Source organism: Pseudoclavibacter helvolus (genome assembly GCF_049707175.1).
GTDB lineage: Bacteria > Actinomycetota > Actinomycetes > Actinomycetales > Microbacteriaceae > Pseudoclavibacter > Pseudoclavibacter helvolus_A.
The window spans coordinates 154,267-167,354 of the sequence record NZ_JBNAFM010000006.1; the positions used below are offsets into that span (position 1 = coordinate 154,267).

Below are 13,088 nucleotides of genomic sequence, written 5' to 3' on the forward strand. Positions count from 1 at the left end.
GTGGGGGTGGGTCAGTCGTTCACGACGTGCGGATGCGCAGCCGGTAGCCGCGCTTCACGACGGTCTGCACGATGGCTCGGTCGCCGAACGACTCGCGGAGGCGTGCGACGGCGACGTCGGCGGCGTGGTTCGTCGTCGGGTTGCCGGGGAGCCGGGAGAGGATCTGCTCGCGACTGACGACGCCGCCCGGGTTGGCGGCCAGGAGCCGCAGGACTCGCAGCGCACCGGGTGAGAGCTCGACGACGTCGTCGCCGATCACGGCGCAGCTGGAGCGGAGGAAGAGCCTGCCTGCTTCGGTCTCGATGCCCTCGCCCGACCGCTGCGCGTAGTACTCGATGAGTTCGCGGATGAGCGCGCCGAGGCGGCCACGTTTGGGCACGACGGGTTCGATGCCGACGGCTCGAAGCGGCGCCGCGGTGATGGGGCCGACGGCGACCGTCACGAGTGATCCGTCTCGGCTGCGCGCCTTGAGCCGCTCGAAGGCGTCGTCCTGCGCTTCCTCACCGTCCGCGTCCTGCCCGGGCCGGGCTGCTGCCGCACCCTGCGGTGCGAAGGAGTCGAGCCAGGCAGATACGCCGGGGGCGGAGGTGAACACGATCGCGTCGGCCTCGCCGTCGGCAGCTTTGTGCGCCCAGCGGGCGAGCAGCGCGGGGTCCGCTGGCGGCCCCCACTTGTAGACGATAAGGCTCTCGACATCGGCTCCGGCGGCCGCAAACTCCTCGTCGAGGCCGTCGGCGCCCGATCCGTGGTGCTGGAGGGCGATTCGGGCCCCCTCGACGCCTTCGGCGAGGAGGAACTGCGCGAGCTCGGCGGACGTCTCCGACTCGGCGACCCAGTCGGCGTTGAGGCCGGCCGCCTGGATCGCACCTCGCGCCTTCGGCCCTCGGGCGACGATGCGTGCGCGGGCGAGTACGGCGAGCAGCTCTTCGGCCAGGCCGTGCGCATCCGCCGCATCGATCCAGCCGCGGAACCCAACGCCCGTGGTGGCCACCACGATGTCGGGCGGAGTGGCGATGACCCGCTTGGTCGCGTCCAGGAGCTCGGCGTCGTCTTCGACGGCGGTCATGCTGAGCGACGGCGAGTGGCGGATGATGGCCCCGCGACGCTCGAGCGCCGTCGCGAGCTCACCAGACCGGCGGTCGCTGGTCACGACAACCACGACGCCGGCCAGGTGCTGTTCCTGAGGTGCGCGGCCGCGCACTCCGCTCGCTGTTGGGAGGCTCATGCTGACAATGCGTCCTGTTCTTGGAGCTGACGGGTTGCCTGCAGGAGACCGAACTGGGCGACCTCGCCGATGACGATGATCGCGGGGTTCTCGACGCCGACGGAGCGCGCCGTCGCATCGATGGTGCGAAGGCTCCCCCGTGTGACGCGCTGTCTGGGCGTGTGCCCGTTCTCGATGATGGCGACCGGCATGTCGTCGCGGACTCCCGCATCCACCAGCTCACCGCAGATGCGACCGAGGGCTGACACGCCCATCAGGACCACGAGCGTGCAGTTCTCGCCCTTCACCGAGCGGAGCAGCTCCGCGCCGAGCCGCTGGTGGCCCGTCACCACCTGGAACGAGTTCGCGACCCCTCGGTGGGTGACGGGGATACCCGCCGCGGCGGGGACCGAGATGGAGCTGCTGATGCCGGGGACGACCTCGACGCCGATGCCCTCGGCGTTGCAGGCGAGCACCTCCTCGCCGCCTCGCCCGTACACGAAGGGGTCGCCGCCCTTGAGCCGAACAGCCACGAGCCCCTGCTTGGCCTTCTCGACGAGGATGCGGTTGATCTCCTCTTGCGGCACCGGGTGATGCTTGGGCTGCTTGCCGACGTCGACGATCTCGACATCGGCAGGCAGCTCGGCGAGCACCGATCGGGGCCCGAGTCGGTCGGTCACGACGACATCGGCTTCCGCGAGCGCGCGGCGGCCGCGGAGCGTCATGAGGTCGGCGTCGCCCGGCCCGCCGCCGACGAGCACGACGCGGCCGGTGCCCTTGCGGTGGCGGCGCAGGTCCACGGCTCCGGAGCGAAGTCCCTCGGCGAGCTGGTCGCAGATGTGGCGGCTTCGGCGCGGGTCGGCGCCTTCTTTGGAGACGACGCCGATCTCGACGGCCCCGGCGTCGGAGGTGGCCGGCGTCTTGGCGCTGCCAGCGGATGCGTCGCTGGCATTCACGCACCACACGCGGCGCTCGTTGGCCCAGTCAGCGACAAGCAGGTCGGCCGCCCGGTCCCCCGTCGCGGTGTGCACGAACCAGACGCCGTCAAGGTGGTCGGCGCGCACGGGCTCTTGGAGCCAGGTGACGAGCCCGTCGGCGACAAGTCCGCCGAGGGTGCCGCCGAGCTCCGGGGCGACGACGGTGACGGATGCGCCGGCCGTGACGAACTTCTGGGCGCGTCGGGCTGAGACGGCGCCGGCGCCGACGATGAGCACATCGCGGCCGGCGAAGTCGAGCGCCATGAGCGTGCTCATCGCTGCTGCCCGCCGTCGATCGCCGAGCTCATGTCGACGTGCACGGTGCCGGCTTCGAGTCGCACGGGGTAGGTGATGAGGGCCCGTTCCTCCTTGCCGACGGTGTCGAGGCACTCGCCGGTCTCGAGGTCGAAGACCTGCTTGAACATCGGGGAGGCGACGGTGACTCGGCCGCCTCGCGTGCCGACGAGTCCGCGGCTCATGACCTGCGATCCCGAGTAGGGATCGGCCTGCTGCACCGCGAAGACCCGGTCGCCGCCGAGGCGGAACAGCGCGATCTGGGTGCCGTCGAGGATGGCGGCCACCCCGCGTTCCGGGTGGAGCGCCTCGAGCGGGCAGACCGCGATCCACCGGCCGCTGGTGCCTGCGACCGGCTGCTCGAGCTGCTCGCCTCTGGTATCGAATGCGATGGTCATCGTCGGACCTCCAAGGTCGTTCCTGCGATCACGGTGCCGGCGCTGCGGTCTGTGGCGTTCGCGGGGCGAAGCTGGCCGCGCTCTGGCACGTAGCCGAGCGAGGGGTCTGGGGTGGTGGGGGCGTTGACGAACGAGACGAACCGCTGCATGACCTCCGGGTCGTTGAGCGCCTCCTGCCATTCGTCCTTGTAGTTGTCGACGTGGTTGGCGACCATCGCGTCGAGGTCGGCGGCGATGCCGAGGCTGTCCTCGAGCACGACCGCGCGAAGCGTGTCGATGCCTCCCTCGAGGTCCTCGATCCAGCGCGCGGTGCGCTGCATGCGGTCGGCGGTGCGGATGTAGTAGCCGATGAAGCGGTCGATGGCGGTGATGAGCTGCTCGTCGTTCAGGTCCTCGACGAGGAGCTCGGCGTGACGGGGCGTGAAGCCGCCGTTGCCGCCCACGTAGAGGTTCCAGCCCTTCTCGGTCGCGATGACGCCGACGTCCTTGGCTCGTGCCTCCGCACACTCGCGCGCGCATCCCGAGACCCCGAATTTGAGCTTGTGGGGCGAGCGGAGCCCCCGGAAGCGGAGCTCGAGGAAGATGGCCATGGCGACCGAGTCCTGCACCCCGTACCGGCACCAGGTGGAACCGACGCACGACTTCACGTTGCGCAGCGCCTTTCCGTAGGCCTGACCCGACTCGAAGCCGGCGTCGATGAGCTTCTTCCAGATCTCGGGGAGCTGCTCGATGCGGGCGCCGAAGAGGTCGATGCGCTGGCCACCGGTGATCTTCGTGTAGAGGCCGTACTCTTTGGCGACGGCGCCGATGGCGATGAGCCCGTCCGGCGTGACCTCGCCGCCAGGGATGCGTGGGACCACCGAGTAGGTGCCGTCCTTCTGCATGTTGGCCATGACGTGGTCGTTGGTGTCCTGCAGCGCCGCCTGCTCGCCCTTGAGGATGTGCCCGTTGCCGAGCGAGGCGAGGATGGAGGCCACGACCGGTCGGCAGATGTCGCAGCCTCGGCCGCCGTTGCCATGCCGTTCGATGATGGCGGTGAAGGTGGAGAGGCCGGTCACGCGCACGGCGTCGAAGAGCCCGGCCCGCGAGAGCGCGAAGTGCTCGCAGAGCGCGTTGCTGACTTCGACGCCTGTCTTGGCGAGCTCGGTCGAGAAGATCTTCTTGACGAGCGGCACGCACGAGCCGCAGGCGGTGCCCGCGTTGGTGCAGGCCTTGACGCCGGCGAGGTCGGTGCAGGCGTGCTCGGTGACCGCGCCGCGGACCGCCCCGACGGAGACGTTGTTGCACGAGCAGACCGTGGCGTCGTCCGGCAGATCGCCGCCGACCTCCGGCATGCCGTCCGCGGGCAGCAGGTAGGCGGCGGGGTCGGTGCCGAGCTCACGGCCCACCATGGGCCGCAGCGACGTGTAGGCCGATGCGTCTCCCACGAGCATGCCGCCGAGCAGCACCTTGCCGTCGTCGGACATGACCAGCTTCTTGTACACCCCGCCGACTGGGTCGGCGTAGGTGACCTCGAGCGCACCCGGTGACTCCGCGAAGGCGTCGCCGAAGCTCGCCACGTCGACGCCGGTGAGTTTGAGCTTCGTCGAGAGGTCTACGCCGGGAAAGGTGGCCGCTCCCCCGGTGAGTCGGTTCGCGACGACCTCGGCCATCGAGTAGCCGGGAGCGACCAGCCCGAAGCACTCTCCGTCGATCGAGGCGACTTCGCCGATCGCCGAGATGTTGGCGGCGGATGCGCGGCACGCTTCGTCGACCTCGATCCCACCGCGAGCGCCGAGGATGAGCCCTGAGCCTCGGGCGAGCTCGTCTCGGGGCTTGATGCCGACGGCGAAGACGACGAGGTCTGCCATCTCCGGTTCGCCGTTCGGGAACTCGAGGCCGGCGGCGCGACCGTCGGCGTCGAGCACGACGGCACTCGCACGCGAGCCGGTGCGCACGTCGACGCCCAGGTGCTCGATGAGGAGCCGGAGCGCCTCACCGCCGCCGGCGTCGAGCTGCGCGGACATGAGGTGCCCGGAGGACTGCACGACGGTGCACTCGGCACCCAGGGCCACCATGGCGCCGGCCGCCTCGAGGCCGAGGAGCCCACCGCCGACGACCGCGCCGCGTACCGTTCGGCCGAGCCGCTGTGACAACTCGGCAACTTCCGCCTTGAGCGCGACCACGTCGTGGACGGTGCGGTACACGTGCACGCCGGGCGCATCCACCCCCGAGATCGGCGGCTTCGCGGCCGACGAGCCGGTGGCGATGACCAGCTCGTCGTAGTGCTCGGTCGCGCCCGTCGAGGTCACGACCGTGCGGTGCTCTGGGTGGATGCTGGTGACCGTCTCGGAGGTCCGCAGCGTGACGTTCGGGTGCGACCACATGAGTGGCCTGCCCAGCTCAAGCGCGGCGGGGTCGACCCCAGAGAAGGTGCTGGTGAGCTGCACGCGGTCGTAGGGCCGCCACGGCTCGTCGCCGATGACGGTGATCGCCCAGACGCCATCGGAGTCCTGTGCACGCAGCGATTCGATGAAGCGGTGCGCCACCATGCCCGCACCGATCACCACGACGTGGCGGGAGCGGGGCGCTGGGGGAAGCATGTCGCGAGCGTAGGTCTCGGATGTTTCGTCGTTGTGCGGCAATTGTTTCGGGGTCATCACAGCTCGTCTCGTCGAGCTCGACTTGGTGCGCGCATGGTGGCTCCTCCGTGAATGAACGGCGACGCGGGGTCGCTGGCATGCACAGAGCGTAGAAACCGCATGTTTCACGCGGCGCGTGCTGCTGTTTCCCAGAAGCAACTTCCTCGGCACACCCACCGCTCGAGGGTGTGAGAAGTGAGAAATCGGACATCACGACCCCGCCGTTCGGGCCTGGCAGGGTTGGGCCCCAGACACACAGCACCGCCCGCCGACACGACGGTCGGCGGGCGGTGATCGGCCTGAGGTCAACGGGGCGTGGACAACGCGGCGGGACTGCGTGGGAGGAGTCAGCGTCGGCGGCCGCGGCTCGCACGACCCCCGCGCTTCGTGGTCCGGCCGTGGTGCTTCGACCGAGACCCGGCCTGCTTCTGGCGCTTCTTCTTGGCGCTCTGCTTCTTGACGACAATTCCGAGCACGAATGTGACGATGCGGAGGAACATGGTTGACCTGCTTTCTCGTTAAGTGCGGCGGCCTGGCCGTCTCTGGACGGCCAGGCCGACTGGGGTGGTGCGAGGCTCGGGGCACCGGGGGATGCTCCGAACCGCGACCACGACTACTGGACGCGCGGCTCCGCGGGCTCCTCGTCGGCCTTGTCGTCGCTCGGCAGGTGCACGTCGTTGACCGTGACGTTCACCTCGGTGACCTCGAGGCCGACGATGGACTCGATCGCGCGGATCACGTCGGCGCGAACGCCGTTCGCGACGTCCTGCAGCGAGACCGGGTATTCGGCGACGATGGTGACGTCGACGGCGACCTGCTTCTCGCCGACTTCGACGCTCACGCCCTGACCCTGGTCGGTCGCGTTGATGGCGTTGCGGATGGCGCCGATCGCGCGGGCCGCGCCGCCACCGAGGTCGTAGACGCCGTAGGCTTCGCGTGCCGCGATGCCGGCAACACGAGCGACGACGCTGTCGACGACCGTGGTCGTGCCGGGGCCGGAGGCCAGATCGGAGCCGTTGCGGCTGGACGGTGCGACGGTCTTCGGGGTGACGCCTGCCTTGGGCTCAGGGGCGGAGCTGGAAGCGGCGGTGGTGTTGGGGGTGGCGTTCGTCATGTGCTGGTCTCCTCACGTTCGAGCCCTGGTGCCTGTGCACCTGACTGGGGCGTTACAGAGGAGACGCGCGCCAAGGGCGATGCGTCACAAAGTGGGCTGGTCTCCCAGACGACGCTCAGGTACGTGATCCGGCGAGCAGACTCCTTCGTTGTCAGCGGAGCGACGTCACGCACCTCGTGAGGAGGTCTTGGAGCGCCGCTCGCTCCTCCGCGCTCAGATCCGACTTCATCCGGTCCTCGACGCCACGCACGGCGGCGCTCGCCTCGCGCAGCTGACGTCGACCCGCGTCGGTGAGCTCTGCGGGGAGCACGCGTCCAGCGGTGGCCTCCTCTGGTCGTCGGACGAGGCCATCGCGCTCGAGGGCCTGCAACAGCACGTTCATAGACTGCCGCGTGACGAACGCACCGCGCGCCAGGTCCGAGTTCGAGAGGCCGGGCCGCTGCGCCAGCAGCTCGAGGCACGAGTAGTGGGTGATGGTCATGCCGAGGGGACGCAGGACGGCTTCCATGGCGAGGCGAAGCGCGGTTGCCGTTTCCTTCAGCAGGTAGCCGAGCGAAGTGTTCAGTTCGATCTGCTGACCCGGTTGACTCATGTCAGTATTCTGACATACACTCCTCAATGTCAGCTAACTGACACACACAACGAGAGCGAGACATCATGGCACACGCATCCGGCCCCGGCTTCATCTCCCTGCAGGTTCGCGACATCGAGGCATCCGCTCGGTTCTACGAGACGTACCTCGGCTTCGCACGCCAACCCGGACCACCGCACGCGGTCGTCTTCGACACCGCGCCCGCCGCCTTCGCGGTCCGGGATGCGGCTCCCGGCGTCGACCTCGAGGCCGCGCCGCTCGGCCGCGGGGTGGGCGTGTGGATGCACGCCCCGAACGCACAAGCTGTCCACGACGCGATGGTCGCGGACGGCATCGAAATCACTGCCACCCCGACTGATGGGCCGTTCGGCCGCACATTCACGTTCGCCGACCCCGACGGGTACCAGATCACCCTCCACGACCGTGCCTGAGCATCCGGCACAGCGACTCGAGCACCTCGAGGAAGTCGCGGGACCCTGGTCGCTGGCGACGAGTCGTCGGTTCTGGGAGGGCTTCGCCCCGTCAGAACTCGCCACACAGAGCGACCGCGACGAGATCACCGCGACCTTCCTCAGCGATACCGACTGGGAACCCGTCGCCTTCACCATCAGCCAGCGAGCGGGAGCTGCTCACATCACCGTGCAGGGCCACGGCGACCTCGAGGCCGCCGTCCGACAGGTGCTGCGCTTCATGTCGTTGGATATCGACGCGAGCGGATGGCCTGCGGTCGGCGAACGCGACTCGATCATCGGCCAGCTGCAGCGGGAACTCCCCGGCTTTCGACCGTGCGGTTTCTACTCCCCCTACGAAGCCGCCGTGTGGTCCGTGCTGTCGCAACGCGTGCCCATGCGTCAGGCCGCAACACTCGCCAAACGCCTCGCCGAACAGCACGGTGATCGAGGCGCCTTCCCGGCACCAGCAACTCTGCGCAAGCTCGACCTGCACCTCCCTGGACGGAAGCCGGAGTACCTGCGCGCCGTCGCGACGGCAGCCCTCGACGGAGCACTCCAAGGCGAACGGCTTCGCTCCCTCGGAGCCGTCGAGGTTCTCCGCGAACTGCGTGGGATCCTCGGCATAGGCCCGTTCGCAGCGGAGCTCATCGTCATCCGAGGAGCCAACTTTCCCGACGTCTTGCCGCAGCACGAGCATCGCCTCGAAGCCGAGATCATCGACCGGTATGGCTCGGACCGAACCCTCGAGCAGATCACGAACGCGTGGCGTCCGTTTCGCGCCTGGGCAGGCGTCCACCTGCGCGCGTCCCGAGAAGAGCGGACACACGAGATCGCGAGGGGCCGAAGCCCGTCACGCCGCCCGCTTGTCGGCTAGCGCGAGACCTGCCCGGTACCGCTTACCGCCAGCGGCTCGATCGCGGCAAGCTCCTCGGCGGTGAGCCCGGGCGCATCCAGGGCAGCGACGTTCTGCTCGAGCTGCGCGACACTCGAGGCGCCGACGAGCGCGCTGGTGACCTGCGGATGGCGCAGCACCCAGCTCAGCGCGAGCTGCGCGAGCGTCTGCCCTCGCTCGCCGGCGATCGCATTCAGTGCCCGAGCGCGCCCCAGGTACTCCTCGTCGATGCCCGCTGCAGACAGGAATGTCGAGGTCGCGGCGCGTGACGACGCCGGCACCTCGCCGTCGAGGTAGCGGTCAGTGAGCAGACCCTGCGCGAGCGGCGAGAAGACGATTCCGCCTGCGCCGATCTCGTCCAGCACAGGCAGCAACCCTCCCTCGATGTGGCGATCGAACATGGAGTAGCGCGGCTGGTGGATGGTGAGCGGGATACCGTGGCCGGCCAGGATGCGTGCGGCTTCGCGCGTCTGCGCCGGATCGTAGTTCGAGACCCCGACGTAGAGTGCCCGCCCCGAGGTGACCGCGGTGGCGAGGGCCCCCATCGTCTCCTCGAGCGGCGTCTCCGGGTCGAAGCGGTGCGAGTAGAAGATGTCGACGTAGTCGAGCCCTAGCCTCGCGAGGGACTGATCGAGCGAGGAGAGCACGCTCTTGCGCGACCCCCACTCGCCGTATGGGCCCGGCCACATCAGGTAGCCGGCCTTCGTCGAGACGATGATCTCGTCTCGGTAGTCGGCGAGATCCTCGGCGAGGATGCGCCCGAAGTTCACTTCCGCCGAGCCGGGAGGCGGGCCGTAGTTGTTCGCCAGATCGAAGTGCGTGATGCCAAGATCGAAGGCGCGGCGGACGATCGCCCGCTGCGTTTGGAGCGGGCGCTCGCGCCCGAAGTTGTGCCAGAGGCCGAGCGAGAGCTCCGGGAGCTTGAGCCCGCTCCTCCCCGACCGGGCGTAGCGCATCCGCTCGTATCGGTCGTCTGAGGCTGCATGGGGATCGCGAACTGCGTCAGTCATGCACCGATTCACGCATTTTCGCTTTCGTAAGTCAATGACCCGCTCGACTTACGATGACGTAAGCTCGACCGGGTGAGCACAGTGACGTGGATACCCGGCCGCCAGACCATCCGCTTCGGCGGCGACTACAACCCCGAACAGTGGCCCCGCGAGGTCTGGGACGACGACATTCGCCTCATGCGGGAGGCCGGCGTCAACCTCGTGAGCATCGGCATCTTCTCGTGGGCCCTGCTCGAACCGCAGGAAGGCACCTACGACTTCTCCCTGCTCGACGAGATCATCGATCGGCTCCATGCCGCCGACATCGACGTTGATCTCGCCACCCCGACCGCATCCCCGCCCGCCTGGTTCTGTCGGGCGTACCCACACGCACGCGCGGTCACCCGCGACGGGACCCCCCTCGCGTTCGGCTCGCGGGGCATTGTGAGCCCCAGCTCCCCCGAGTACCGCCGCGCCTCGACCGCGATCGCCGCGAAGCTCGCGGAACGATACGCCCAGCATCCCGCCGTTGTGCTCTGGCACGTGCACAACGAGTACGGCGCGCCCATCACGGAGAGCTATGACGAGTACTCCGTCGCAGCGTTCAGGCTCTGGCTGCAGCGCCGCTACTCCTCGCTCGACGAGCTCAACGCGGCGTGGGGAACAAATTTTTGGGGCCAACGCTACGGTGCCTGGGACGAGATCGACGCCCCGCACCGCTCCGGCACCGCCAGCAACCCCGCGCACCGTCTCGACTTCCACCGATTCAGCTCGGCGGCGCTCCTCGAGTGCTTCACCGCAGAACGCGACGCCATCCGAGCGCACGCGCCGCAGCCGATCACGACGAACTTCATGGCCGGCATGTGCCCGAGCGTCGACCTGTGGAAGTGGGCCGACGAGGTCGACATCGTCGCCAACGACCACTACCTCAGCGCTGAGCAGGACGACAACCACATCCAGCTCTCTCTCGCCGCAGACCTCACCAGATCGCTCGCACGCGGCAAGCCCTGGATCCTCATGGAACACTCCACGTCAGCCGTCAACTGGCAGCCCCGCAACATCGCGAAGCGACCCGGCGAGATGCGCCGCAACAGCCTCGCGCACGCCGCCCGTGGCGCCGACGGGGTGCTGTTCTTCCAGATCCGGGCGGGCCAGCGGGGCGCCGAGAAATTCCACTCCGCCCTCATCCCGCAGGCCGGCGAAGCGTCCCGGAAGTGGCGAGAATCGGTCGCCCTGGGGGCCGACGTCGCGGCACTCACCCCCGCGCTCGGTTCGACCGTGGATGCACGCGTCGCGATCGCCTGGGACTGGGAGTCGTTCTGGGCACAGGACCTCGACTGGCGGCCATCCGTCGACCTCGACCATCGGGAGCGCGTCGAAGCCTTCTACGCGGCCCTCTGGCGCCGCGGCGTGACGGTCGACTTCGTGCACCCCTCAGCCGACCTCAGCGCCTACGACGCCGTGTTCGCACCATCCCTGTACCTCATCGAGGACCAGGCAGCTGAGAACCTCCGCGAGTACGCGGCGCAGGGCGGCACACTCGCGTTCTCGTACTTCTCCGGCATCGTCTCGACCAACGACAACGTGCCGTCAGGTCCGTACCCGGGGCAGTTGCGCGACGTGCTGGGGTTGGTCGTGGAAGAGTTCCTCCCACTGCGAGCTGGCGAGCGAGTCCAGCTCAGCGACGGCTCCACGGGGCGCGTCTGGAGCGACGACATCCAGCTCCAGGGCGCCGCGGCCATCACCACCTTCGCCGACGGGCCAGGGGTCGACGGGCCCGCAGTCACTCGCAACGACTTCGGTCGCGGCACCGCCTGGTACGTCGCAACAGCACTCGACGGCACCGACCTCGACAGCTTCGTGCTGCGAGTGCTCGAGGATGCGGGAGTGGACACCTCCCCCGTCAGCGACGTCGAGACGGTAGTCCGGCGAGGACCAGGCGTCGACTACGTGTTCCAGATCAACCACGGTGCGCAGGATGCGGGCGCCGGGGTGGCGGGTCAGGACCTCCTCACCGACCAGGCGATCGCCGCCAGCGACCCGGTACCGGCGGGCGGGGTGCGCGTCGTCAGGGTCGCCAGGAGCGGCGGCTGAGGCGAATGAGTTCCCGTGGCGGTGCTCGCGGTGGTAGGAACAGGACCATGAACCGTCCAGGCTCTCCCACGTTCGGCCCCGACTCGACAGCTCTCGAGGTGGTCGCCGGTATTGACCTCTTCGGCCAGACAGCGCTTGTGACTGGTGCAAGCTCTGGAATCGGCGCCGAGACGGCACGCGCGCTCGCGGCGGCGGGCGCTACCGTGACGCTCGCGGTGCGCGACCTAGAAGCCGGGGAGCGGACCGCCAGCTACATCCGCGCATCCGTCAACGACGCCGACGTCCGTGTGGCGCACCTAGATCTGGCGGACCTTTCGACGGTTCGCGCGCTCGGCGACGCCTGGTCGGGGCCACTGCACCTGCTCATCAACAACGCCGGGATCATGCATACCCCGGAGTCGCGCACACCAGCGGGGTGGGAGCTGCAGTTCGCCGTCAACCACCTCGGGCACTTCGCGCTTGCGCAAGTTCTGCTTCCCGCACTCACCGAGGCCCAGAACGCTCGCATCGTGGCTGTGAGCTCGAGCGGTCACGGCTCGAGCGGCATTCGGTTCGACGACCCATTCTTCGAGCGAGACGACTACGACCGGCATCTCGCGTATGGCCAGTCCAAGACTGCGAACGTGCTCTTCAGTCTGGAGGCCACACGACGCTGGACCGAACGAGGCATTGCCGCCGCAGCGCTTATGCCGGGTGGAATCTGGACGAACCTGCAGCGCCATTGGGACCCGGAAGTGCTCGCCGACATGCAGCGACGCTTCCCGACGAAGACCCCGCAGCAGGGAGCGGCGACCACGGTCTACGTCGCCACCCGGGCTCTCCTTGGACCGGGCACTCCCACCTACTACGAAGACTGCCGCCCCGCAGAAGTCGTGGCAGAGATCGTCGATGGTCTGCACGGGGTGGTCCCGCACGCTCTGGACCCCGCCTCGGCAAGAAAGCTCTGGGAGCTCTCCGAGCAACTCCTCGGCGACGAGGCCGCCCGCCCCGCCGAGCCCGAGCTTCCGACCTGGAGCTGGAATGACTTTCCGACGCACAGCACACGTGCCGGGCACCGCGTGCACCTCGATCTCAACGGTTGGACGGCGTTGATCGCCTACTTGGCTGGTCCTGAGTACGTGTGCCAACGCACCGCTTCGTATCCGACGCACAGTAGCGACGGAGGCAGGCTGGCAACCGCTACGGACGAGGTCCGCGCGATCATCCACGAGACGACCGCCGAGTACCTTGCGCACGCGGGCGTGCCCGAACAACCGTTCGGCGTTGACTGGGAGATTCGCCTGCCCCATGGCGTCGACGAACGCCGGCTACATAGGGAGTGCATGGCCGCCCACCACGCGATCGACCCCACCAACGGGCGTCTTGCGGCGCAGCGGATGCTGACCGCGCTGCGGGGACTGCTCGGCGAACCGACGCCGAAGTGAACCAGAGTCGTTGCCTGCCCCAGCGGCACGGGAACGA

The 13,088-nt window shown here is 68.8% G+C and carries 12 protein-coding genes; 4 read left to right on the forward strand and 8 right to left on the reverse strand.

Annotated features, from left to right (window positions below):
* Nucleotides 1–19: 19 nt before the first annotated feature.
* From ACPYN9_RS06925 to ACPYN9_RS06955, 7 genes are all read right to left on the reverse strand, one after another.
* Nucleotides 20–1,225 carry a uroporphyrinogen-III synthase gene (locus tag ACPYN9_RS06925; RefSeq protein ID WP_424465124.1) on the reverse strand — a complete coding sequence of 402 codons (1,206 nt, stop codon included), beginning with the start codon at nucleotides 1,223–1,225 and terminating at the stop codon, nucleotides 20–22.
* The gene (gene cobA, locus ACPYN9_RS06930) at nucleotides 1,222–2,457 is read right to left on the reverse strand and encodes a uroporphyrinogen-III C-methyltransferase (RefSeq protein WP_424465125.1); all 1,236 of its coding nucleotides are present in this window, start codon (nucleotides 2,455–2,457) and stop codon (nucleotides 1,222–1,224) included. The genes ACPYN9_RS06925 and cobA overlap by 4 nt, the downstream gene beginning before the upstream one ends.
* Nucleotides 2,454–2,873 carry a nitrite reductase small subunit NirD gene (gene nirD / locus ACPYN9_RS06935; RefSeq protein WP_424465127.1) on the reverse strand — a complete coding sequence of 140 codons (420 nt, stop codon included), beginning with the start codon at nucleotides 2,871–2,873 and terminating at the stop codon, nucleotides 2,454–2,456. The genes cobA and nirD overlap by 4 nt, the downstream gene beginning before the upstream one ends.
* Nucleotides 2,870–5,455 (reverse strand): nitrite reductase large subunit NirB, encoded by a 2,586-nt coding sequence (gene nirB, locus ACPYN9_RS06940; protein WP_424465129.1) that lies wholly within the window; start codon nucleotides 5,453–5,455, stop codon nucleotides 2,870–2,872. Before nirB ends, nirD begins: the two co-directional genes overlap by 4 nt.
* Before the next feature lie 386 nt (nucleotides 5,456–5,841).
* Nucleotides 5,842–5,994 (reverse strand): hypothetical protein, encoded by a 153-nt coding sequence (locus ACPYN9_RS06945; RefSeq protein WP_424465130.1) that lies wholly within the window; start codon nucleotides 5,992–5,994, stop codon nucleotides 5,842–5,844.
* A 113-nt stretch (nucleotides 5,995–6,107) separates the two neighbouring features.
* Nucleotides 6,108–6,608: an Asp23/Gls24 family envelope stress response protein gene (locus ACPYN9_RS06950; protein WP_424465132.1), complete on the reverse strand. Its 501-nt coding sequence runs from the start codon at nucleotides 6,606–6,608 to the stop codon at nucleotides 6,108–6,110.
* Between the two features lie 151 nt (nucleotides 6,609–6,759).
* Nucleotides 6,760–7,200 carry a MarR family winged helix-turn-helix transcriptional regulator gene (locus ACPYN9_RS06955; protein ID WP_424465134.1) on the reverse strand — a complete coding sequence of 147 codons (441 nt, stop codon included), beginning with the start codon at nucleotides 7,198–7,200 and terminating at the stop codon, nucleotides 6,760–6,762.
* A 65-nt stretch (nucleotides 7,201–7,265) separates the two neighbouring features.
* On the opposite strand from ACPYN9_RS06955, the gene ACPYN9_RS06960 reads away from it, so the two are divergent.
* Complete coding sequence (locus tag ACPYN9_RS06960; protein WP_424465136.1) at nucleotides 7,266–7,631, forward strand: VOC family protein; 366 nt, start codon at nucleotides 7,266–7,268, stop codon at nucleotides 7,629–7,631.
* Nucleotides 7,624–8,526 carry a DNA-3-methyladenine glycosylase family protein gene (locus tag ACPYN9_RS06965; RefSeq protein ID WP_424465137.1) on the forward strand — a complete coding sequence of 301 codons (903 nt, stop codon included), beginning with the start codon at nucleotides 7,624–7,626 and terminating at the stop codon, nucleotides 8,524–8,526. The genes ACPYN9_RS06960 and ACPYN9_RS06965 overlap by 8 nt, the downstream gene beginning before the upstream one ends.
* On the opposite strand, the gene ACPYN9_RS06970 is transcribed toward ACPYN9_RS06965, so the two are convergent.
* A complete protein-coding gene (locus ACPYN9_RS06970) occupies nucleotides 8,523–9,554 on the reverse strand; it encodes an aldo/keto reductase (RefSeq protein WP_424465139.1) in 1,032 nt (343 codons plus the stop codon). The genes ACPYN9_RS06965 and ACPYN9_RS06970 overlap by 4 nt on opposite strands.
* A 72-nt stretch (nucleotides 9,555–9,626) precedes the next feature.
* Here ACPYN9_RS06970 and ACPYN9_RS06975 point away from each other — a divergent pair, with 72 nt between their 5' ends.
* Nucleotides 9,627–11,627, forward strand: a complete 2,001-nt coding sequence (locus ACPYN9_RS06975) for a beta-galactosidase (RefSeq protein ID WP_424465141.1) — start codon at nucleotides 9,627–9,629, stop codon at nucleotides 11,625–11,627.
* Between the two features lie 47 nt (nucleotides 11,628–11,674).
* Nucleotides 11,675–13,051, forward strand: a complete 1,377-nt coding sequence (locus ACPYN9_RS06980; RefSeq protein WP_424465142.1) for an SDR family NAD(P)-dependent oxidoreductase — start codon at nucleotides 11,675–11,677, stop codon at nucleotides 13,049–13,051.
* Nucleotides 13,052–13,088 lie beyond the last annotated feature (37 nt).